The following is a 23,357-nucleotide window of genomic DNA, read 5'->3' as shown; positions in this document are numbered from 1 at the left end:
AACCCAGCCTGCCCGCCTCTGGAGTACCTGTCCGCCTGCCCTCCGTAGTAAAACAAAGGCGTGGGGGGGGACCACATTGATTCTCAAGGGGTTACAAAAAATGTAACTCCTTTTTTTAATGCATATTTACGTAAAATGAATATTGTTTGACTTTTGTAACTAGTCTCACGATTTCTACCAAAACGAATCAACCGTATTGAATATAGAAACATGATTTAAAGTCATGTATAATTATTCCTTACCTTAGGAAGAACAACCAACCACCTCCTTTCTATGATCAATTTCTTTAGACGCATACGTAAGAAACTAGCAGACGATAACATGCCTTTGAAATACATGAGGTATGCAATCGGAGAGATTGTGCTGGTGGTTGTTGGAATTTTGATTGCCTTGCAGATAAATAATTGGAATGAACAAAATACCATTCAGGAAAATATTAAAGCGCAAGTGGGTGCATTAATATTAGACCTTAAGAGGGATAAACTGTCATTTGCTGAAGTTCGTGGGTTTCACGCCTTTCGTGTGCACTCAGTACTGTATCTGATGGAACAGTATGGATCTGGCAAAGATCCTGTCCTTTTTGCTGAAGCAGGTGAAATCCCTGTATTGAATGAAACTGGTTTATTTGGTGGACCTGTTCCTGAAACCTATGATAAAATTTTTATAATTAGGAGTTTTTCGTGGTTACTTAGATATATTCATATGACTGCCAGAATTAACACCATGGAAGAATTTAAAAATACAGGGTTATTAGCTCATTTTAAAAATCAAGAACTTAAGACACGTATTCTTGACTATTATGATGCAGTTTACTTTACATTCGAAGGCGATGACAGGGACACCAATCCTACGGAAATGTTAAAAAAAACATTCACAGCCAAGGGATTTGCCTATTCAGAGGCAGCCGTTTTGGATCAACCCATTGAAGTCCTTCTTTCCGAACCTACAATTAGGGCCATACTAATAAATATAGTTGACGAATCGGCTTATAGGTCCAATATTTCGGATAGGATGATAGAGCATCTGGAACAATTAATTCAGGATTTGGAAATGGAAAATCAAAAGCGGTGAAATTGTAAAAGCCAACCGACTCCATAAGTTGCTGGCTTCTATTTATGGTAACCCCCCCTAAGTCTTTCTTAATTGTGAGTTTAAATAAGCAAACACCATTTTTCCCGTTTTTACTTTTGGCTTGGGGTTAAGAAATACGATTTAAGGTCACATACAAAAATTCCTTACCTTAGGAAGAACAAACAACCACTTCCTTTTCATGATTAATTTTTTTAGAGGACAGAGCGTTAAGAAAACATTCAGTGAATGTTTTTAGCGAATGGGCCAGATGGCGCGTTGGCGTTAATATCAAAACTATGCTAAATTTTTTTAGACGATTTCGCAAAAAACTCGCAGACGATGGCAAGCCTTTAAAATACCTTATGTATGCCATAGGGGAGGTGCTTTTGGTAGTGATTGGTATATTAATTGCGTTGCAGATCAATAATTGGAATGAGGACAGGAAACTAAAACAATTTGAATATAAGATTCTAAAGGATATTGAAACATCAATGGAAGGAAATTTCTTTCAGCTAAACATGTGTTTAAGAGCCAATAAGAAGGCCATTATATCTGCTGATATAATACTAAAACATTTAGATGAAAATCTACCTTATAATGATTCTTTAGATTTTCATTTTTCAAGAGCTTTGGAATGGTGCAGTCCGGTATTCAACAATGCAGGATATGAAAGCCTTAAAACGTATGGCACAAATCTGGTAACTAATGACACTATTCGAGAAGAACTTGGCATATATGATGCTGGTTGGATGGAAACTCTGACACAAAGACAAGAAGAATATTTCTTTAACACGGCTTCTCCCGTTTTAACTGAATTATTCGAAATAGTTGCAATGCGAGCTCAAATGAAACCTTTTGACTACGAACAATTAGGAAACTCTAATAAGTTCATTAGCATACTTAAAACCTCTAAGGAGAATAGAAAGGAACAAATCAAATGGTACGAACAATGGCAGCAATCATTTGTTTCACTGGACAAAATGATAAAAACAGAATTGAAAAAACAATAGCGAATCGCTATCAACAAATATAAGCCATTATCCCGATTGCTCCTTCTCCATAGTATTACGAAGGAGAAGCTATCGGGATGCAATTTGGATTTTTTGATCCCCCTGGTTCAAGAGTATCCTGCAAATTCTGACTTTTATCATATCTCGTGCGAAGCTTAGTTCCTACCTTGTAGCCGGAAATTCAAAACTGAGTACAGACCATGAAGATACCGTTCGCCCTGGGGGGAATCATTCTGCTTGCCCTGGTTTCCTGTAAGGATGCCGCACATACCCGAAACGAAGATGCCGGGGAAGACCTGGTAAAAAAAGAAGAAGTGCACTGGACGTACACCGGGGAGAACGGCCCGGAACACTGGGCTGAACTCGAGCGTCGCTCCCATTGCGGAGGAGAACGTCAATCGCCCGTGAACATCATCGACATCCAGGCCGAAGTGGACCCCTCCCTGGGCCCGTTAGACCTGCACTACTATGGGGAAGTGCGTATCCATGAGGTCACCAACAATGGCCATACCATACAGTATAATTTTGAAGAAGGGGATTACATTTCCCTGCGAGATGTGCGTTATGACCTCAAACAGATACACTTCCACGAGGCGGCAGAGCATACCCTGAACGGGGTGAGGTATCCCCTGGAGATGCATATGGTCCACGTTAATGCCGCCAATGAGATCGCGGTCTTTGCTATCATGGCAGTAGAAGGGGAGAGCAGTGAGCCCTTTACTTTCCTGGAGCAATATCTGCCCCTCAATCCCGGGGAGACCAAGATCATAGATGCCAGTTTCGACCTTAACCTCAACCTGCCCCGGAGCCGCGACTACTACGTATACCAGGGTTCCTTCACTACCCCGCCTTGCACGGAAGGCGTAACCTGGATCATCTTCAAGGAGCCCATTACCGTTTCCGTGGAACAGGTGAAAGAGCTGCAACGCCTTATGCCCCTGAATAATTACAGGGGGGAACAACCCCTTAATGGCAGGGTAGTTAAGAGGTATGATTTTCCCTACAATTATTAACGGGCCCAATGTCTAATTATACGATACAGAAACAACAACAGGAATATTCAAAACCAACTACCTGGTGGTCCATCCCCCGTCAATAACCATTATTTCCCCGGTTATCAGTGAGGCGGCATCCGATGCCAAAAACACCACAGCACCAGCGACCTCCATAGGTTTGCCAATACGGCCCAGGGGGATCCTATCCAATACACTTTGTCTGAAGTCCCTGTCCTTTAACCAGGGTTCGGTACCCGGCGTTTCTATAAAGGTTGGCGCCACAGCATTGACGTTTATATTATACTTCGCCCATTCCGAAGCAAGGTTTTTGGTAAGGTGGTTAACCCCTGCTTTGGTCATACAGTAAACAGACTCATTTTCCAGGGCAATAAAACCGGCCTGTGAACTCATATTGATAATGCGGCCAGATCCCTGTTTGATCATTTGTTTGCCCACAGCCTGTGCCGTAAAAAAAGTTCCTTTTAAATTCAGATTGACAGTATTATCAAAATCCTTTTCGGTTACCTTTTCAGCAGGATTGTCGGGGGCAATACCAACATTGTTCACAAGGATATTTATCTTGCCAAAAGTTTTAACCACCCGGCTAACCGCAGCATTAATTTGCTGAAGATCAGAAACATCCATTTGCAAACGGATCACCTTTCTGCCCATGGCCTTAATTTCCTGCTCCAGGTCAGCGGCAGTAGTTACATCTCTCAGACCTAAAGCAATGTCTGCACCTTCATGTGCCAGGGCAAGTGCGCATGCCCTTCCAAGACCCCGGGCCGCCCCCGTAACAATAGCCACCTTACCATTAAGCTTGAAATTTGGGTATTCTTGTTCAGATTTTTTCATAGTTAAATTCTTACCTTAACAACCGATCCTTTAAAATTAATCCTTTTTTTTAAACCTATGCAGCCTGTTTTTGTTAGCTGACTTTGACCCAACCAGGCCTACATTTGTTTAGTACATTTATACAATATGAACAAACAGCCGCGACAAATCAATAATAGACTGCTTTCACTTGATTTTTACAGAGGTTTAACCATGTTTTTGCTTATTGCGGAGTTCTCACATCTGTTTGCGAATATGGTAGCACCCGAGCTTGAAGAATCTGTTTTATATGCCATTGGCGAACAGTTTCATCATGTAAAATGGGAAGGATTGCATTTTTGGGATTTGATTCAACCGTTTTTTATGTTCATTGTGGGCGTAGCCATGCCCTTATCCTTTAACAAGAGAATTGCAAGGGGTGATTCCTATAACAAGGTATTTAAGCACGCCCTGAAAAGAGCATTTATGCTATTAGTCCTGGGCTGGGCACTGTATTGCATTGATGACGGAAAAATTGTGTATAGATTTCAAAATGTGCTTGCACAGCTGTCCGTAACTTATATTTTGGCCTTTCTGATCATGAAGAAACCAACTGCGGTTCAGCTGGGTTTTTCGGTATTCCTGATTCTTATCACCGAAGGACTTTACAGGTTTTTCCCCATAGAAGGATTTAACCAAGCCTTTGTTCCCGGAGAGAACTTTGGGGCCTGGTTCAATATTCTTATTGCTGGACAGGAAGATGGGGGTCATTGGGCAATGTTCAATGCCATTCCTACAACAGCGCATACCATTTGGGGGGTATTGGCCGGCAGATTGTTAATGAGTGACCAATCGAACAAAAAAAAGATGCAAACCTTAATTGTTGCGGGTATCCTGGGGTTGATCATTGGATACGGACTTAGCCCGGTTACCCCAATAATTAAACGTATTTCTACCAGTACTTTTGTATTTGCCAGTGGCGGATGGTCTGTATTGGCACTGGCGTTGTGTTATTGGCTGATAGATATTAAGAAATACCAAAAAGGGGTTCTTTTTTTCGCCATTGTGGGGATGAACCCTTTATTTATCTATCTCTTTGCCCATGTTGGCGGAGCAGATCTTATCCGGACTATAGTACTACCATTTTCAAATGCCATTTTTGGATGGACGGGAGCGTTAAACGCAATGCTTATTTTGAGTGCTGTTGTCCTTTTCTTTTTATGGTATCTCTGCTATTGGTTATATAAAAAGAAAATATTGATAAAGATTTGATTTGTTTAGGCAACTAAAATTCTGCAACCCTAAGTTCATTTATGTAGCGAAGGAATCCAGGCATCAATTCCGGGATAAATCATCTTCTCTTAATTTATTTAGAAAAACGAATACAATACCAAAATCTTCGTTATTTTTTTACAAAAAGCTTCTTCCCTGCTTTAACACAGAAAAGCACCAAAGATCCGGCCAGAAGCCCTACTATAAATTCAACAAGCAAATCCGGAACGGAAGGAAAGAGGTTGTGCAGGAATGGCAGATTATGTACAAAAATCCCACCCGAGACCAGCAATAAGGCTATGGTTCCAATAACGGAGAGTGATTTGATTACCCACGGCAGGGCATTCACAAAAAACCGCCCTATACTATCCGATATACTGTTGTCTTCCCCATTCAGACGAATCAAACGGGCGCCGAATTCATCCATACGAACTATAAGCGCCACAAGCCCATACACCCCAACGGTAGCAAGGAACGCTATAAACGATACCACAAGGATTTGGGTAATCAGGGGTTTGTTCAGCACAGTTCCCAGTGCTATGATCACAATTTCAATGGATAAAATAAAATCGGTTAGGATGGCCGACTTTATCTTTGTTTTTTCCATTTCGAGGATGTCACTTTTTTGTACAGGCTGAAGATCTGAAGGGATATGTGCGTGTTCATGAGGAACAAAGAATTCGTATATTTTTTCTGCCCCTTCATAGGCAAGATACAGGCCCCCAAGTAAGAGGATAAGGGTCACTGCCCAGGGGGCAAAGGCACTCAACAAAAAAGCAATGGGGAGAATAATAAGCTTATTAAGCAACGACCCTTTGGTGATGGCCCAAATTACGGGGAGTTCCCGTTTAGAAACAAAGCCAGAGGCTTTTTCAGCATTCACTGCCAGATCATCCCCCAAAATACCTGCGGTTTTTTTGGTCGCAATCTTGCCCATGGTTGCCACATCGTCTAATAGGGTTGCTACGTCATCTAATATGGCAAAAAATCCTGAGGCCATAGTGCTTCTTTTTGGGTTCAAATATAAGGCTTCGCGGCATTTGTACTGCTGGGTAGCAGCCACTAATTTTTTTTATCACTTTACCTTGATGTACGTGTGTAGCATTCATGGATTCCATTAAAGGAAATAGGAGGGCCTGCCCTCCGAAGTAAAACGAAGGGGTGGGAGGGCCTACAAAGAACAAACCCCTGATTATCAAGGGTTTTTTTATTAATTGTTCAAATTATTATTAACTTTTAGGGCGTACAATTTGTAAAGTTCGGTTTTGGAAGTACCCATTGAGGAGTGTTTTCACTAAATCCATCACAATTGATGACACTATTTACATTCCAACTACTTAAATCTTGATTTAGATTGGATTCTTTGAACATTTCACTCATATCTGAAACCTTACTTACATCCCAGGAACTTATATCCTGATCAAACGGGTTAACATTAGCCAGTCCCCAACTTCCCACAAACATTCCCTTCATGTTAGTTACACTGCTGACGTCCCACGAACTTATATCCTGGTTGAACCGAAAACCAGCAAACATATATGACATATCCGTAACCCCACTAACATTCCAATTACCTATGGGTTGGTTGAACTGCGACCCTTGGAACATATTGGACATATCTATAACATTACTAACATCCCAATCTCCAATTGGTTGATCAAAGGGTGAAACTGAGAACATTCCTTTCATGGTAGTAACACTACTAACATCCCAAGTTCCGATGGGTTGATTAAATGGGGCGAAGGAGAACATACCTGACATATTGGTGACACTACTAACGTCCCACGAACTAATGTCTTGATTAAAAGAGGACAACAAGAACATAGTATTCATATCGGTTACATTACTTACATCCCAGGAACTAATATTTTGATTAAACGAGTTAAATTCACTTAAATTACCCATAAACAATCCAATCATACTAGTAACCTTGGTTGTACAAACTGTGGTAACATCCTCTTCATTTTGAACCATCTCCCTCAGCTTAGTCTCGTCAACTACTTTGTAAATAATATTATCAATTATACCGGTATCGCCAACTTCCCCCCATTCGTAGCATTTTATAGTTACACCATTTTCATCCAAATAAATGGGGGATGGCGTTGGGCATCCATTTTCATCAACATTTTCACCTTGAGGAGTATCACTACATAGGTCAATGTCATCAGTAACTCCATCTTCATCGGTGTCTTTCTGAGAATCAGAACACCCGTTTTCATCCACTTGTTCTCCACTTGGAGTATCAGGACAGGTATCCAAATCATCAGTTACCCCGTCTTCGTCTGAATCAGATTGAGTTAAAGAACACCCATTTTCATCAACTTGTTCTCCACTTGGGGTATCAGGACAGGTATCCAAATCATCAGTTATCCCATCTTCGTCTGAATCTAATATTTCAAAAATACCTGTAATGTTCTTATCTGAATCCATTGTTATGGTAACAGGATTATCTGTACTTTGAACACTTCCTGTCCATTCAACAAACGAATACCCATTAGAAGGGATACCTTCCATGGTTACAACAGTTCCTTCATCAAAGGTTCCACTCGAAGGAGAAACTGTTCCTCCACCTGATGGGGTAATGGAAACATTTATGGTGAAGCTTATTGTCTCGTCGTCAGAATCCTTTGTACAACCGAGAAGAAGAAGGATTATTACAGGAACCATTTGGGATAATCTGAGAATTTTTTTCATTTTCTACAGGTTTATATAGATTTAACAAAAGAAATCTTACAAATTTAGAATACCCTTCAAGCATGCACAATGACCTTAATCATTTTCGAAGTAAGTGTGACCACAAAGCGAAGACTCTTTGCTAGTCAAAGGCTTTTTTAATTCCTCGCCAGCCCTGGCATCCTGCATGTGTTGAATATTGTTTAAACTAGTCTTAAGAAGTAGCCGAAATGCAAACTTAGCTTGTTCAGGCAAAGAGATACTTAGAGTACGGGCGCTCGCCTTTAATTGTATAGCCTTATGATCTAGTGCAATAAAATTCAATTTATTTCGATTTAATTAGTTGGACACTTGATGATATCTATAACAGAATTTTACCATGATTAAAAAGAATCTCACTAAACTGGTTGGTCTTAAAAAGGAAGATTTTGATTGTTTTGTAAAAACAGGTCAAATACAAGTGCAACCAGCAAGGCTTATTCCAACATTAAAAACGGGAGACGAAATGGCATTGACATCCATTTTTCTATCCACAATCCACTTAGTTAAAGAATTTCGTGACAGCATTTTTAAAGAACTAAAATTAAGCAGGACCGGACGTTTTTATTTCTATACCGAAGCTACTTTTCCAGAAATAAATAAGTCGCGTTTAGATGGTCTCATTATAGTCGTTTCCAAGGGCATTATTACAGATGCAGTTTTCTTTGAAATGAAGAATAAGAACAATGGTTTAGAACTAAACCAAATTGAAGCTTATTTAGATATTTGTAAGAAACTTAAAGTAGAGAAATTAGTTACTATCTCTAATGAATTTGTAGCAGACCCATCTCATTCCCCATTAAGGATTAAAACACCAAAGTGTATTGCTTTATCTCATTTTTCATGGACCTATCTGATCACTAAAGGACAATTACTATTATTTAAGAAAGACATACTTATTGAAGATGAAGATCAAATTGAAATAATGCGAGAAGTACTGCATTATTTTGAAAGTCCCGTCTCTGGGATTAAAGGTTTCACTCAAATGAAATCTGGGTGGAAAGAACTTTCAGAAAGTATTCGTGCACAAAAGCCTTTAAAAACATCAGATGAATACATAGAGGATGCCGTACTGAGTTGGTACGAGGAGGAAAAGGATATGGCTTTATTGCTAAGTAGAAAGTTGGGAGTATTAGTCAAAACACCTGCTAAAAACCAGGACAGTCTTAAAAAGGATATTAGTAGAGTTGTGAAGGATAATTATTTAAGTGGATCTCTCATAGTAAAGGATTCTGTGTCCGATATAAAAATAATTGCTGAATTTGAAAGAAGAATGGTAGCAATGTCGGTAAAAGTAATTCCTCCAATGAACAAGGGAACAATAGCCAGAATAACATGGATTGGCAATCAACTAGAAAATTGTAAGAAGAGAGATGAGGCGGTTTTTACCAAAATACAGGATTATATTTGGGTAGAAGCAGATATAAAATATGCAAATACCAACCTAAAGGTTAAACTGTCTGAATTAGACACGCTAAATGAATTATCAAAAGGAAAGGATATTAATGCTTTTCATATTGGAATGATTGATGGGTTCGGAGCAGGATTTGCAAGCAACAAGAAATTCATAGTACTCATTGAACAAATGATGCTAGATTTTTACGAAGGAATAGTTCAACATATGTCTAATTGGAAACGACCTGCGCCTAAATTAGAACAAGGATCAGAAGTGATTTAGGATTTAGCCCTCTCAAGTCAATATGTAAATGCAGTATAGGCATGACACCTGCATTTTTATGTGGGAAGCAAGTACTTGTTTAAAATGAATATTTCTTTATGGCCCTAGTTTACGGACAAATAGAAACTTTAAAGCAAATAAGAAAGATCCTAGACCAAAAAGGGATTACTCAATTTAATTCTACAGGCGATCTTAACGACTTCATTAAGAACTACGAGAACGAAAAAGAGGAAGTTTTCTTTATGATTGAACATGATTTTGATCTGGAACTAGACATAATCCAAGTAAAGGGCAATATCCTCCAAAGAAATTATGATACTTTAAAAAATGGTGCGGAAACTAAACTCAAGGGCAGAATAAACAAACTAAGACAGAAGTGCGAAAGGCTATCATCTATCCGGGCCAAAAATGCCATAATGGAATTAGCCTACTGGTACCAACTCCAATTCTTATTGGGGGTAAAGTTTATACTAGAAAAGAGCTTTAATTTTATCATAAGTATTCAGACTTATAGATCAAGAAAAAGCCTGAAACCAATAAGGGAAAAGATAAATGCACTTGCGGCGAATAGGCAATCCATTATTTCAAGCCGTTGTGAATCAAAGTTTAAAGAGCTTGAATATAAAAAGAATGTAGTCACTGATTTAAACCCTCTAATTGCAGGAGCAATCGGAGAAAACTTGGTACAGAAAGAACTAAAAAAGTTATCAGATACCTATGTGCTCTTTAATGACTTTTCACTAGTCTTCGAAAAACCTATTTATAACAAAAAGGAAAATGACCGCATATTTAGTATTCAAATAGATCATCTCTTAGTAACCAATGCCGGGATCTTTAATATAGAGACCAAAAACTGGAGTAAGGAATCTATTGCTCGCTTAGATATGAGATCTCCAATAAGCCAAATACGTCGCACCAGTTATGCTCTTTTTGTCATACTTAATAACAGAGAACAAGGAGCAAGCCGTATTCTTAGAAGTCATCATTGGGGGGATAAGAAAATACCCATCAAGAATATTGTGGCAATGATCAATAACAAGCCGAAGGGAGAATTCAAGTTTGTTACTATAAAAAAATTAAAGGAGTTAAATAGCTACATAGATTCTTTTGAACCCATATTTGATGATTCGGAGGTCAGTAGAATTGCAGAACATTTGAGGAAAATATAAAACTAATACTCCCCAATCCCAACATCATGCTCGTATTGAACATTAGATAAGTCGCCCTTAGGCTTCTCTAAAAAATGAGTTTCAATTCATTTTATTTATTGTTATAAGCATAGCTCGTGATTATAGCAAAACTGAAGCCGTTGATTTATCAAAGTAGATTATGTAATCAAAGAAAGTAGGATTAAACTCAAAGTAATAATCCTTAGGATTATTGTTAAAAACAGAACCTATTGCAAAAGCCTCTATGCCATTGGCGAAGGCATCATTCCACTCATTATATTTTTGTAAATCCGCGATCTTCAGTGCAAAAACCGGTTCTTTACTTTGAGACATCACGAAATTGAGTGAATTTGTTTTGGGATTCACATTAATTACGTGCTCACCAAGTTCAGTAAATTGCCCTCCTTCCTGCCCAAAAGCAGTAAAGGAGCCTCGAGAAAAAAGAAAACCAATGGTAGTATAATCATTGCCAAAATCTTGTGTGAGACGATATCCCATTGAGCCGCCTCCACCATAATTAGGACTATTTGCAATATGCCAATTATGCGCCCATAAGACAATTTTTTTCCCATCAAAATATTCATTTAACCAAGCTGTATTTTCAGCCATGTATTGATCACGATAATTTATTGAATAATCGCCTTGGAAATATTTTACTTCTGATACTTGTCTGATAACTTCTAAGATTCTTACATTAAGCTTAAATTCTTTCTCTGAACTGACTTCAATGAACTCATTTTCATGATTGGCAATTGAATCTCTCAGCGCATCTATCTCTTGAAGATAATTTTCAAATGCCTCTCTTGAATAAGAAGCAAAACCCGCTTCTGTGGCCGTCTCGGCTTCGTTAAGAATTAATTCTGCACTGGAAAAGAAAGGAGCATCAGTTATTTTCAAGTAGTCTTTTAACATACCTGGGTGGAAGGTGTTAAATTGACAATCAACCCCCATATATTGCACTTTCTCTTCTTTCGATTTGTCGAGATTATATTCACACATCCACAAAAGAAGATTCTTTACTTCCTCAGTGCTCCAGGTCCAAAAGTGCATTTTGGTTTTCATTAATTCCTCAATTTCATTTGATGCACCTCTCTGAACAGCGTCATTAATTAATAATGATTCTCCAAAATCTGCCTCAAAAGCAAATATTTTGAAATTATGGTTTTCAACTAAATATTTGAATATTCTATGTTTGGCATTAAAAAATTCAGCCGTCCCATGTGTAGCTTCACCTAAGGCAATGATCTTTTTAGTAGCAATCGGATCTAAAAAACCCAATTCATTATCACTCCAATTCAATGGATTAATAGTAAGAGGGGAAAGCTCCTGATCTATAGCTTGTACAAGAGAATAAGTCTGGGCGTCTAGTGTTATTTCCTCTGAATTTTTGTCACAAGAAAGGATGATCAATAATGACAGGCTAAATAACATAATGTTTTTTCGATTCATAGTTTTTAATTTTCTGGTTGCCTATAACGAAATCGTTCACCTTCGTTTATTGGATAATTGCAGGATTAATCTTTATTTGATGCAATGATGTACTCTGAATTATAGGTGTTGTTTCACAAATTTAGAATTTGCTAAGTAAGAAATTACTGATATAAATCATATGCCTTTCTCCTCCCCCGCTAGCGCGAGCCTGCCTTGTCGGCAGACAGGCATCTTGTTCCTCTGGCATATGCTATAATCCGGAGGTACTCGTCCGAAATACAATGCAGGAGCGGGACTGTTCTGGTCGATTAGCCAAGCAAATGAACCCAGCCTGATGAACCGGCACTATCTATCAAAACTCCACCCCGGGGACCAGGGCCCATCTAAAGAAAATAAAAAGCAGCAGAAGTACTATGAAAGGACTCCAATATACTTTCTCATTTATTCTATTGGGAACATGTCTTATGGGTCTGCTACGAGCTGTGGCAGCCCATATCCAGGGAATTGAAAAAGCAGAGACGATAAAAGGAGTAGCCGCCTGACCCATTGGAGGAATTCTAAAAGGCACAACAAAGATGCTGCCTATAATAGCTGCTCCTACGGCGATATACCGGACATACTTCAGGTTCACTTTGGGATTGTTTAAAACGGCATCAACGGGAGCAAATTCCAGCAGAAGTTTGCTAAACCAAATACATAGCAAGGCCATAGCAATGGCACTTACTATTGCCAGGATTATCAGCAAGGGTTCACTTAGTTTCAAATATCCTACAAGCGCCTCACCCACATCGGTGCCTGGGCTTAAATACCCGATTATCACTTGTGGAATAGATTGCATGAGTCCATGAAAAGCCATCCACAATATGAATAGTTTCCAAATACTTCCGGAGTTTCGAATAAATTGAAAAATCGCCAAACAGATCAATCCGATTAAGAAAATTGCCAGCGCTCCTGAACCCTGCATCAATGAAGTCATGGGATGTTCTCCCACCCAGGTATGATTGTTATGGTATAGAAAAGATTGTAGTCCAAGCGCCTTTTTACCAAGAACAAGAAATACCTCTTGCAGAAAGAAAATTATATTGAATGCCAGTGCAAAAAATACGGCAGAATTAATCATAGTAGGGTAGTGGATTGCAACTTTAGGAGCGGTAAGACCTTTATATTTAAACCAATTGACTATCCCCCATACTATTGGGCCTATTATCAGGGATGCAAAAAATATTTGAACTAATATCATATTTCCAATTTTTAAATTCTTTTCTGTTGAAAGCTATGATTTGGTTATTAGCAGCTATTATGAGAGCAACAACAGATCTTGTGAATGTTTTGGTTGTTCCTTTTTGACGATTACCTAAGCTTTATGTTACATAAAATGTTTGTTCGGGAATGATTCCCCCGCCAGCGCGGGCATCTTGCTCGTGTTAAGCATCAAATTAGCCGGCCTTGCGTCTATCTGCAAAATTGTCCTTTGCCTATGATTTCATCCGTCTCAATATCCCAAATGACCTCAACAAAGAACATATCTATTGCATAAATAACATACTTAGAATTACCTTCAATAACAATATCCAAAAATTTGCCTTTGGCAATTAGGTGATTGGCATACGGGCGTGATGCCCGCGCCAGCCTGGGGGAGAAGAAATTACCTATATGGAATATTGTGGCCATGATTAATAATAAGCCCAAAGAAGAGTTCAAGTTTGTTACCATCAAAAAAGTGAAGGAGTTAAATAGCTATATAGATTCTTTTGAACCCAGATTTGATGATTCTGAGGTTAAAACAATATCCAATTATTTAAACAAAATAAAGAACTAAATTTTTAAAAAGGCATACAATTCGGAACCCCATTAAGTTGGAAAGTTGTCAAATAGTTGTAAAATAAGCTGCAACAAACCTGGGCAATAACCTGGTTGGTATTTATAACCTATTCCGTTTAATTATTTTCCATTGCTGTTCCCGATACCTGCTGCCACAGCGTCCACGAAATGATCTGGGTCATTTAAGGGCAGAAGCAATGTAACGTATTCAATTAAGGTGGCTTATTGTTTTGGTTTTGCGAAAGCAAAAATTCATCAGCGCAGACTGTCTTTTATTCGCTATTTTTCATATACGATATTAGGTCTTGTGCATAAAATATTAGCCTATTTGCCTTTAAACCTTCTAATTTCAGATTCTATTTTTTCATTATACATTTTGCCTATAACTTGAGTCCTCATATCCCTGTATTTTTTTTCATTAGTTGTATCTCCTAGTTTCTTATAAGCATTAGCTAGTGCTTTTAGAGAAGGCAAGTGCATAAAACTAATGTTCAGACAAGTTTTAAACTCATTTATGGATTCTTCAAAAAATCCATCTTTAAAAAGTTGTTGGGCTAAATTATAGTGATTTTCTATATCTCTGATTTTGGACTCTATTTCTAATATAATAACATTTTCATTTTTTAAAGTAATAAAAGAACTTGGTATTTTCCTGATCACTTTTTCTGTTACACTACCCATTAAAATCTTACTGATACCTGATTTGCCAGTTGTTCCAATAATCAACAAGTCAGAATTATGCTTTTCAATAGCTTTAAGTATTTCTATATCAGGAACTCCTTGTTCAATTTCTTTTGTTACATCCAAACCGGTAAAATTGAAACTTTCTAAAAAAAAGTCGAACTCTTTTTGATGCTCTTTGCGTATATTTTCAATTTGCTTTTCAAAATTGATTTTATTTCTTATTGAATATAAATGAGATACTTCATAAACAGAAAATATTACCAGTTCAGCTTTAAATCTGTGTGCTAAAGTAATTGCATTTTGTAGCGCACGTTTTGATTGAGCAGAAAAATCGACAGGGCAGAATACTTTATTTATACTTAATTGTTTCCCGCTTTTTACAACAAACACAGGCTTACTACTTTTTTTAATAATTTTTTCGGCATTTGAACCTAATATGTAAACATTGTCTTTTAATTTCTCGCCTGCTCCTATGAATATCATATTTGCATGTACTTTTTCGGCCGTTTGAATGATTTTATCAGAAAAATCCCCATACGCTAGAATTGGTTTTGAGACCTTGACATCCTCTTTTTTTATTTTCTCATTTATCAAGTCCAACTGCTTTATTGAAAACTCTTTAAGTAATTGTTTTGCTTTTTTATTTTCAATATTATTTGGCAATACATATATGAGGGTAATTTTAGATTGAAATATTTTCGCCAGGTCTATTGCGTTTTCTAAAACATACTCGGATGATTTACTAAAATCTGTTGCCAATAAAATGTTCTTAATTAATTTCATTTTTGTTTCATTAAGGGATTTAATTAATTGTTCTATTTATTTGATATTGTGTTTAATTTTGTTTCCCCCGCCAGCGCGGGCATTTTGCTCGTGTTAAGCATCAAATTAGCCGGCCTTGCGTCTATCTACAAAATTGTCCTTTGCCTATGATTTCATCCGTCTCATTATCCCAAATAACCTCAACGAAGTAAATATCTATTGCATAAATAACATACTTAGAATTACCTTCAATAACAATAACCAAAAATTTGCCTTTGGCAATTAGGTGATTGGCGTACGGGCGTGACGTCCGCGCCAGCCGGGCGCAAAAGAATCCCTAACTATGGCAATAGATAGCTGCCTTTGATTTGGTAGATGAAAATGGTATGGAAATCTGGAATCAAAAGAATGCTTAAACTTTAGTAATCATAAACACTCTCTACGATTGAGACAAATAATATTATTGCTATCGTTCCTGCTACTGCTGTAATTAAGAAAGTCATATCAAATGGTTTTATTATTCCCACAAAATTGATGCTACAATAAATAGCATCCTATGATTTAAATCATAGATGATTAAAACCCCGCCAGCTCTAGCATTTTGCTGGTGTTAAACATGTATTAGGCGTACGTAGTCTTCTTTAGAAAACAGGGTTGAACTTTTTTAATAAAGTGAATAATGCCCATTTAGTTTGTACAGGCAAGGAGGGGATTGTGGTACGGGTAATACACCAGCAGCAGCGTGGGGACCATATTAAGATATTTATTCATTAATAGCGGGTTATACAATTATTTAAACTAACTACACAATAATCCTACACATAATAAACGAATAATACTACATTTATTTCTATAAACATTTAAATTATAGAAATTATGCCTGTTTTATCAAATTATTGGTTTGAAGATCCGGACTTTAGGGGAAATACTACCTTTTTAAGTATCCAACATCCGACTGGTGGCTGGGCATGGATTAACTGGGCGAATATAGGCTCAAAAGACAGCACTCTCGTGTGGGAAAGAGAAGATAGAGAAATTGTAATTGATTTAACCCCTCAAGTAGATACGTCAAGAATAAGGGGGTTAATTGATACTATGTTAGGCGGTAGTGCCAACAGAACTTCTGGGATATCCGCAGGTTGGATTCCGTGGAAATATGTTCCATACTATAGCTCGAGACCTGATAGAAATGATTTGGATTTATTAGTACGTTTATTCTTTAATTTCCATGTTGATACTCCGTGGTACTGTACTGATGCAAATGGAAATATTAGCTATTATTTAAGGTTTTTCCTTACCGTAGGAGGAAATTTAAGGGCAAGTGTCGATGGATGGAGCTTTGACTACAATGGTGGCGGTCCTTTTTGTACTGGCGAAATAAGCAATCAATTAAGAAGAGGTATACCTGGCGGTATGGCAACTTTACAAACAGAAATTGATAACGCCCTTGCAATTTTTGGAGGTTTTAGATTTGATTTGGTATATCTGCTACCCGGAAGTGGTGACACAACGGGAAGTGGAGCGGTAGATGTTAATAGAAGATGTTCACTAGCATTACTTCCTCGATGAAGTTTCTGAAGTATTAATCATAAAAAAAATCCGATGGCAACAAATAAAAAAATGGAACAAGAAGTAGTTTCAAAGCTGGAAAACTGCTTAAAGGAACTAAAAATAAAAAGCGAAACAAAATCAAATCCTGATGAATCGATAATTTTTGGAAAGTTTGCGCTGGATAAAGCGAAGTACAGAATTGTTATACATCTTCAAAATGAGGATTATACCCCTAAAACCATGGACACTGGTCAATTAAAACTTGATGATGTGGCAAAACAGGATTGTGCCCAAACACCCAATTTAAACTTTCAGGCATCACATTCTTCTTCTAGATCTTATTCTCAAGATGAAGGATTGAAAATTAAAAAGAAATTTTTAGAAGAAGCCAATAAATTACTTCCTAAGTTGAAGAGATAGAATTCAACTGTTCTTGCAAGTATTGTTTTATTTAAATTAAATATACAAATGTGATTTTTTAAGCAATAAGAATTTTATCTGGTCAATTAGAATAATAATGTAATACTCTATATTATGGCGTTACTAGTAAATGTTACTGAAAGATATTGGGGAAAATGCAAGAAATGGGGGATTCCGTACCCATGCCGAAAGACTCGATCGGTCGATAAATGGGAATATGTTTGGATAAGTCTCACTGAGACAGGATTTGGCTTCTTTTCGCGAATGGATGGTTGTGAAAATGGGGGTTTTCGCCACAAATGGACTGCAGGGTCATTTAACATATGGGGCTCCAAAACATATTTTAATATTACGAAATATTATAAAACTAAACGGCCAGATAATGGGAACTGTAATAATACAGGGGTAATTGTTTAATTACTGTTATTCTAATATCTCGTATATCCCCCTCCACGAACCTTAGCATCCTGCGTGAGTTGAACATTCTTTAAGCCGGGCTTGTCCATCCTAAATAAAATGAAGGTGGGACCACTCCGTCCGAAATCTAATGTAGGAGGGACCACAAGACAAAAGCCTTCTTTGAAAAACAAGGTTTTTTAAATTCTAAATAACAAGCACCAAATAGCAAAGTATCCTACAGTACCATTGGAATTTGGATTTTGGAATTTTAATTTTTTACCCCAGGCATAAAATTTCAGGGTTTTTATAAAGAGCTGTTTAAATTCCTAAATGGGTCGATTGAAAGTATTATAAGGCACAACCCGGTACATGTTAATCTTAGCGTATGCCCTGGCTGAAATTGCCAATTATAGCATACTGATAATCAGGTACTCGCAGACGGTACAATGTGAATTTTTACTTAAAAGTTTGCTGTTTTTTAGGTTATTTTTCCCAGATAGAGTAACTTAAAGAAATACAAAAAACATATACTATGGGAATTAAAAGTTTTCAAGGTCCCAGAATGTCACAGCCATCAGGGGATAAAATACCTTTTAAGGTAAGTGATTTTATGACAAAGAAATTAATCACTTTTAAGCCAGAGCAGTCTATGAAAGAAGTTATTGAAATACTAATATCCAATAAAATTTCTGGAGGGCCGGTGGTAAATGAAGATAACGAGTTGGTTGGTGTTATTTCCGAGGGTGACTGTATTAGTCATATAAGTAAGAGCAGGTATTATAATATGCCTCTCGATGATGGCAAGGTGGAGCAAAGTATGATTAAAGATGTTGAAACCATTGACGGAGACATGAATATTTTTGATGCCGCCAATAAATTCCTGGAAGCCAAACGAAGACGTTTTCCAATTGTTGAAAATGGTAAATTGGTCGGGCAAATTTCTCAAAAGGACATTTTAATAGCGACTATGAACCTTAAAACTGAAAATTGGAAATAAATCCGGGTTTTCTTTATTTGAAGTTGTAAAGCTCTGTTTTTGTGCAGCTCATTTCATTTGGGTGGAGGTCTATTTTGCCCTTTTATCATTAAATCTCAATTAATATTCACTCCTTCTCTTATTTCCTTTGTCAATGCGGTTCCAGTCTGAATTAACCTATGATAATTATCATTTTGTAGCGCAGTTCTAAATACTGCCGATTTGAATGCGTTACTCTTTAGAAAAGGCATTAATTCCTCTTGATTTCTTTTGATCCATTCCTGATTTTCAAAATCAATTTCATGTTCATCAGGATATTCGCGTGACTGTATAAATTCGAACATTGGTGTGTAATCTATAGTTGAATTTAATTCGACTTCCATTTTTTCTATAAATGTGTTATAGCTATTCTCAGACTTCTCTATCGACTCAACTCTCGCGTAATATTTTGTCAATAAACTATCAACTAATGGATTTTTGATTCTTCCCAAAAATTGTGAATTTTTAAGGGCTTGGTATCCGCTCTTATTAGCGCTAAAAGAAAACTCATAGAAACATCGTACGCCACCAATCATGGTTTCAAAATTGGTAAAATCTTGTTCCATAAGAAGCTTTGCCGATCTCTTTGCTTTAATGAATACAGAATCGCGTCTGACCTGTAATCTATTAAGGGTCTTAATATCCTGATCAATATTATCTGCAATCTTGATTAGATAATTATCAAGTTCAATCCTGTCTTTCCGTTCTTCATTCCAATTATTTATTTGAAGCGCAATAAGAATTCCAATGACTACCAACACAATCTCACCAATGGCATACTTAAGGTATTTTCCAGTTTTGTTTTTCTCCATTAGGTCAAATCTGATTTTTCTAAAAAACTTAAACATAGTTTTATTTTTAATGCCCGCGCCTCAGCTGGCTCCTCACTATCAAAGGTCTACCAGACCTTTGCTTATCGTTCGGCCCTCTAAAGAATTTAATCATTGGTTTATTGGTTGGTTGTACTTCCTAAGGTAATAAAAATTAAATATGGAAAGAAAAACCTTTGTGTCTACGGTACTGATTTACAATGATGTTCCTATGGAGATAGTAAGTGAGTTATTAGGGCATTCCAGTTTAAAGATTTCGAAGGATAAGATGTATGATCAGATTGCTTTCCGTCCTTCGATAAACTGGATGAGATCAGAGGTAAAGGAGTTTTCAAAGAAGGTGACAGCCTGGATAGGTATAGCAATATTCCTAAGGAGATTTGAATATAATCATCAAACAAACTGATATGCCTGGTATGGTAAAAATTTCTCCACCAACCATTCCTCCCAGAGCAATGGCTATTAATTCAGCTAAACCTAAATTCTTGTTTCTTCTTCGATGTTGGCTCATAGAATTTTGGCTGTTAAAGCTCAAATACACCTTTAGGGATAGCGTGAAAACCAGTAGTTATAACGATATCTTCGATATCTTTAACTTTAACCAATTCAGTGGTATGGATTGTGAATTCCCTTGGATATACCTCCGAATTAATAATAACATCTTTTATTCCTTTTATAGACAATACTTTATCTTTAATTCTTTCTAAATCAGTATTCTCTTTAGCGTTAGTTCCAAATATTTTTCCGTGATTTCCTGGTATCAAATTTTCTGATAATAAGCTCATATTTTGTGTCTTTTATTCTTTAATGATTATATCTTGTTCAAACTGGGCCAGCTAATAAGTAGAATAAGAATGGATAATATTTCTGTTGCTTTCTTATGGTTAAATTAATAATTATTAACCTAATGATGATTAAATAAGGCATCTATACTGAAGAACAAAACAACGCTAATATACACTAATTTCTATCATATCATTTAAACATTAATTCCTTTCCGTTATCGTCTTATAGCGCTTAAGAAAATATTCAGAAGGGAATAGTATCCTACTTCTCAGGAACGATCAAAGATGAAATGGATCGAACACGCTTCCATATCCCCGTCATTGTTAAAGTCGTATTCTCCGGTATCTGCACCCCCATTAAAGGATAGGGTTGTCACGTCATAGGTGTGGCCGTAGGTATCCCAGTCATCAGGGTAAGCATCCCAGGCAATGGCAAAGTAAAATGTTTGCTGCCACTCCTCCCAGAACATTTCTCCACTTACCGTATAAGCATCTCTATCTATGGGATCTATTGTGAGGGTAAAGCGGCCATTGGATTGCACAGACATGCGGGCAGTTCCACCGTCCTCGACTACGTCTACGGAGACGGTGTTAACACTAAATTGGGCTTTGGTGGCCTCCCAGGTTCCGGCGAGTTCGCTGATCTCGAACGGACCATCTTTGGTTAGTACGTCTTCGGGATCATCATCACTACAGGAGAAAGTCAGAGAAATTAACGAGATCAAAAAAAGATATGTGAATGGTTTCATAGCGATAAATTTTGAAAGAAGGGCACAACTCCCCTTCTGATTACACCAATAAATTTATTAAGATCTTCTGCTGTCCGCAATGATACTGGTCAGTTTGCCGGGATTAATACTGCTGAAGGGGGTGGAAAACGTGATGCACTTCGTCCTCCTATTCGATCTTTTCCAGCAGCTTCTCAACTTCATCAACTTGTTCAGCAACCAAAAGATCAATTCCTATCTAAAGGAAATAGGTGGGTCGCAGGCATAAACAAGCCGATCAACCATCATACGGCAAGAAAGTTTTTGATCCAAATTCTACACTCTCAGCTGATGACTTACTCAAATTAATTGATTCTCATTATAAGAATGTTTCTGTCCATTTCGGATATGAAACTCTTCCCCCGGAATCGTTTATAAATTCACTAGGATATGGCTTAATGGGTGATTCTGATAAGCTCGACAAAGCCGCTGCTCTATTTAACTTGAATATATAGAATTACCCCAAAAGTTCAAACGTTTATGATTCTATGGGAGATTGCTATTTAGCACAACAAGATTCAATCAAGGCACTTGTATTTTTCACCAAAGCTTTAGAAGTTGGGCACAATGATTATTCACAAGAAAAAATAGATATGTTAAAGCAGAAATTGAAGAAATAATCATAAACTGTCACTAACATTGTATAAAGTTAATGCTGATTTTTTACGTGTTTTGAATAGTTATTGGTTTAATAAAGTGGTTTTATAATTTCTGCGTTTACTGATAAATACCCTTCCTGAACTAAAGTAAGTACCTCATCATTATATGAAATTAAGAGCGGCATTGCGAGGTATAGGACTATTGTTGTAATAACACACTCTTTGTTTGTTGTTCTCTTCTAAATCTCATATAGGAGTTTATTATTCTTCTCCTTTCGGCAATTATTTTATTTAAATTTTTATTGGTCATTATAATTTCTGCGTCAGGTGCTAAAAATTTAAATAAAGCAGGCTCTTGATATTTCAAATAATATAAGCCATTCCCTTTATGTATCGGATACATCTTTTTTAAGTCTTTTAATAGTGCTGTTTTCATCTTTACTTATTGATATGATTAAAGTAAGTTATGCTTTCCGGATATCCTTTCTATTCGGTTGAGGTCAAACCACAACTATGCTATATTAAGTATAGTAGATACGGAGAAAAAATAGTTACAGGAATCCCCATAAAAACTAACTGCAATGATTTCCCTGGGGGACTTATAATAATCTGATATCAATAGTACGCAGGAAGAACATAAAGTAAAATGATAAGCATCATGTTTTGATAATTTGTGCGGTTGGTATTGCGGACGAGATTTGAATGTTGCCTGGTTTAGGAAACCACAAAATAAGTTTTGTTGAAATGGACCAATAGGATAGTATCAAATCAATGAAAAGGATGGATCTGTATTGGTGGGAAAACATAAAAAATAAGGTATACAATTCAGAACCCTATTAAGTTGGCAAGCTGTCAAATAGCAGAATTTTTTGGTCAGATAGGTTGCTGCAACACCTTTTGGAAAAGCCTTATTGGATCAGGGGCGAAACTCAACCGGGGTGATCTTTATAATTTTGAAATCGGTGAGATCATTGCCTTGAATGTCTATAAAAACATCCTCATTCAGCCCTTTTGCATTGGCCCTTTTGGCAAAATTTATCAAAACCCGAACTATACCCTCCTCATAGTTGCCTACCGTTGCCGAAATTTGGTAAATCTCAAAGTTTTTAGGGGCAGCTTCATGTTCCTGAATATATGCTTTTGTAGGTTCATGGGTATCTATAAAGCGTATGGCATCTAGTAAGGTCTGTGTTTTCATGTATTGGGATTTAAATCATTTAATAGTGCATAATATAGTTTAAAGTTCCTTAGGTTCAAATTTTTTGTTTTATATCATACAGCGGTTTTGAACCTTACGCCTTTCCTTAAACAGCCTATATAATGAGCTTGCGTCGCTCCCCCGTTTAAAAATAGTATCTTTAATGTACACTCTGATATTCAGGAGGTAACGTCATAAATTTGGAAAGTGAATGAAAACAGTTGCATTTATTGTTGTATCAATATTGTTGATAGGATGTAAAGGAAATAAGCCCAGGACCGAATTTTTGGGAATGGTTAATCTCGAGGTAACCGGAAACGCAAAAGCGGTTTCTCAATTTGAGAGAGGACTTTTATTACTGCATTCTTTTGAATA

General features: G+C 37.1%; 23 protein-coding genes. 11 read left to right on the top strand and 12 right to left on the bottom strand.

Annotated features, from left to right (window positions below; all coding sequences use genetic code 11):
* Positions 1-273: 273 nt before the first annotated feature.
* The 3 genes from WBM60_RS16460 to WBM60_RS16450 all read left to right on the top strand — a co-directional run bounded on the left by WBM60_RS16460 (position 274) and on the right by WBM60_RS16450 (position 3,094).
* Positions 274-1,071, top strand: a complete 798-nt coding sequence (locus tag WBM60_RS16460; RefSeq protein ID WP_424259072.1) for a DUF6090 family protein — start codon at positions 274-276, stop codon at positions 1,069-1,071.
* A 296-nt stretch (positions 1,072-1,367) separates the two neighbouring features.
* Positions 1,368-2,081, top strand: coding sequence for a DUF6090 family protein (locus WBM60_RS16455; protein ID WP_424283345.1), 714 nt, complete (start codon positions 1,368-1,370; stop codon positions 2,079-2,081).
* A 200-nt stretch (positions 2,082-2,281) separates the two neighbouring features.
* Entirely contained in the window at positions 2,282-3,094 is an 813-nt protein-coding gene (locus WBM60_RS16450; RefSeq protein ID WP_424276324.1) for a carbonic anhydrase, read from the top strand.
* 57 nt (positions 3,095-3,151) lie between these two features.
* Here the strand turns inward: WBM60_RS16450 and WBM60_RS16445 are convergent, their stop codons facing one another.
* Positions 3,152-3,931: an SDR family NAD(P)-dependent oxidoreductase gene (locus WBM60_RS16445; protein WP_424283344.1), complete on the bottom strand. Its 780-nt coding sequence runs from the start codon at positions 3,929-3,931 to the stop codon at positions 3,152-3,154.
* 126 nt (positions 3,932-4,057) lie between these two features.
* Between WBM60_RS16445 and WBM60_RS16440 the strand changes: the two genes are divergently transcribed.
* Positions 4,058-5,161, top strand: a complete 1,104-nt coding sequence (locus WBM60_RS16440) for an acyltransferase family protein (protein WP_424283343.1) — start codon at positions 4,058-4,060, stop codon at positions 5,159-5,161.
* Positions 5,162-5,291: 130 nt separating this feature from the next.
* Here WBM60_RS16440 and WBM60_RS16435 read toward each other — a convergent pair whose 3' ends face one another.
* Together WBM60_RS16435 and WBM60_RS16430 are read right to left on the bottom strand one after the other, a co-directional pair.
* A complete protein-coding gene (locus WBM60_RS16435) occupies positions 5,292-6,161 on the bottom strand; it encodes a DUF808 domain-containing protein (protein ID WP_424260465.1) in 870 nt (289 codons plus the stop codon).
* Between the two features lie 236 nt (positions 6,162-6,397).
* On the bottom strand, positions 6,398-7,855 hold the full coding sequence (locus tag WBM60_RS16430; protein WP_424276321.1) for a BspA family leucine-rich repeat surface protein: 1,458 nt from the start codon (positions 7,853-7,855) through the stop codon (positions 6,398-6,400).
* A gap of 358 nt (positions 7,856-8,213) precedes the next feature.
* Between WBM60_RS16430 and WBM60_RS16425 the strand changes: the two genes are divergently transcribed.
* Both WBM60_RS16425 and WBM60_RS16420 read left to right on the top strand, forming a co-directional pair.
* The gene (locus tag WBM60_RS16425; protein WP_424278881.1) at positions 8,214-9,551 is read left to right on the top strand and encodes a hypothetical protein; all 1,338 of its coding nucleotides are present in this window, start codon (positions 8,214-8,216) and stop codon (positions 9,549-9,551) included.
* 98 nt (positions 9,552-9,649) lie between these two features.
* Complete coding sequence (locus WBM60_RS16420; protein ID WP_424260471.1) at positions 9,650-10,720, top strand: nuclease-related domain-containing protein; 1,071 nt, start codon at positions 9,650-9,652, stop codon at positions 10,718-10,720.
* Between the two features lie 120 nt (positions 10,721-10,840).
* Here the strand turns inward: WBM60_RS16420 and WBM60_RS16415 are convergent, their stop codons facing one another.
* The 3 genes from WBM60_RS16415 to WBM60_RS16405 form a co-directional block, all read right to left on the bottom strand.
* Positions 10,841-12,169 (bottom strand): erythromycin esterase family protein, encoded by a 1,329-nt coding sequence (locus WBM60_RS16415; RefSeq protein ID WP_424276320.1) that lies wholly within the window; start codon positions 12,167-12,169, stop codon positions 10,841-10,843.
* Positions 12,170-12,503: 334 nt separating this feature from the next.
* Positions 12,504-13,391, bottom strand: a complete 888-nt coding sequence (locus WBM60_RS16410) for a hypothetical protein (protein ID WP_424260475.1) — start codon at positions 13,389-13,391, stop codon at positions 12,504-12,506.
* Between the two features lie 212 nt (positions 13,392-13,603).
* Positions 13,604-13,822, bottom strand: coding sequence for a hypothetical protein (locus WBM60_RS16405; RefSeq protein WP_424276319.1), 219 nt, complete (start codon positions 13,820-13,822; stop codon positions 13,604-13,606).
* Here WBM60_RS16405 and WBM60_RS16400 point away from each other — a divergent pair.
* Positions 13,821-13,970: a hypothetical protein gene (locus tag WBM60_RS16400; protein ID WP_424260479.1), complete on the top strand. Its 150-nt coding sequence runs from the start codon at positions 13,821-13,823 to the stop codon at positions 13,968-13,970. The two genes, WBM60_RS16405 and WBM60_RS16400, sit on opposite strands and share 2 nt — an antisense overlap.
* A 326-nt stretch (positions 13,971-14,296) precedes the next feature.
* Here the strand turns inward: WBM60_RS16400 and WBM60_RS16395 are convergent, their stop codons facing one another.
* Positions 14,297-15,439 carry a universal stress protein gene (locus WBM60_RS16395; protein WP_424260481.1) on the bottom strand — a complete coding sequence of 381 codons (1,143 nt, stop codon included), beginning with the start codon at positions 15,437-15,439 and terminating at the stop codon, positions 14,297-14,299.
* Positions 15,440-16,294: 855 nt separating this feature from the next.
* On the opposite strand from WBM60_RS16395, the gene WBM60_RS16390 reads away from it, so the two are divergent.
* The 3 genes from WBM60_RS16390 (at position 16,295) to WBM60_RS16380 (ending at position 18,785) form a co-directional block, all read left to right on the top strand.
* Positions 16,295-16,987, top strand: coding sequence for a hypothetical protein (locus WBM60_RS16390; RefSeq protein ID WP_424277470.1), 693 nt, complete (start codon positions 16,295-16,297; stop codon positions 16,985-16,987).
* Positions 16,988-17,020: 33 nt separating this feature from the next.
* Positions 17,021-17,389, top strand: coding sequence for a hypothetical protein (locus WBM60_RS16385; RefSeq protein WP_424277469.1), 369 nt, complete (start codon positions 17,021-17,023; stop codon positions 17,387-17,389).
* A gap of 931 nt (positions 17,390-18,320) precedes the next feature.
* Positions 18,321-18,785, top strand: a complete 465-nt coding sequence (locus tag WBM60_RS16380) for a CBS domain-containing protein (RefSeq protein ID WP_424259723.1) — start codon at positions 18,321-18,323, stop codon at positions 18,783-18,785.
* Between the two features lie 95 nt (positions 18,786-18,880).
* Here WBM60_RS16380 and WBM60_RS16375 read toward each other — a convergent pair whose 3' ends face one another.
* Positions 18,881-19,651: a DUF6090 family protein gene (locus tag WBM60_RS16375; protein WP_424259724.1), complete on the bottom strand. Its 771-nt coding sequence runs from the start codon at positions 19,649-19,651 to the stop codon at positions 18,881-18,883.
* 142 nt (positions 19,652-19,793) lie between these two features.
* On the opposite strand from WBM60_RS16375, the gene WBM60_RS16370 reads away from it, so the two are divergent.
* Positions 19,794-20,039, top strand: a complete 246-nt coding sequence (locus WBM60_RS16370) for a hypothetical protein (RefSeq protein ID WP_424283342.1) — start codon at positions 19,794-19,796, stop codon at positions 20,037-20,039.
* Between the two features lie 118 nt (positions 20,040-20,157).
* Here the strand turns inward: WBM60_RS16370 and WBM60_RS16365 are convergent, their stop codons facing one another.
* The 4 genes from WBM60_RS16365 to WBM60_RS16350 form a co-directional block, all read right to left on the bottom strand.
* Positions 20,158-20,418 carry a heavy-metal-associated domain-containing protein gene (locus WBM60_RS16365; protein WP_424259726.1) on the bottom strand — a complete coding sequence of 87 codons (261 nt, stop codon included), beginning with the start codon at positions 20,416-20,418 and terminating at the stop codon, positions 20,158-20,160.
* A 269-nt stretch (positions 20,419-20,687) separates the two neighbouring features.
* Positions 20,688-21,167 (bottom strand): hypothetical protein, encoded by a 480-nt coding sequence (locus WBM60_RS16360; protein WP_424259727.1) that lies wholly within the window; start codon positions 21,165-21,167, stop codon positions 20,688-20,690.
* Positions 21,168-21,983: 816 nt separating this feature from the next.
* Positions 21,984-22,220: a hypothetical protein gene (locus tag WBM60_RS16355; protein ID WP_424283341.1), complete on the bottom strand. Its 237-nt coding sequence runs from the start codon at positions 22,218-22,220 to the stop codon at positions 21,984-21,986.
* 480 nt (positions 22,221-22,700) lie between these two features.
* On the bottom strand, positions 22,701-22,982 hold the full coding sequence (locus WBM60_RS16350) for a hypothetical protein (RefSeq protein ID WP_424259729.1): 282 nt from the start codon (positions 22,980-22,982) through the stop codon (positions 22,701-22,703).
* Positions 22,983-23,357 lie beyond the last annotated feature (375 nt).

The sequence above is a fragment of the Eudoraea sp. genome, from assembly GCF_049669105.1.
Classification (GTDB): domain Bacteria; phylum Bacteroidota; class Bacteroidia; order Flavobacteriales; family Flavobacteriaceae; genus Eudoraea.
Note: the sequence above shows the minus strand (reverse complement) of the source record. Positions and strands in the feature narration are given on the sequence as shown.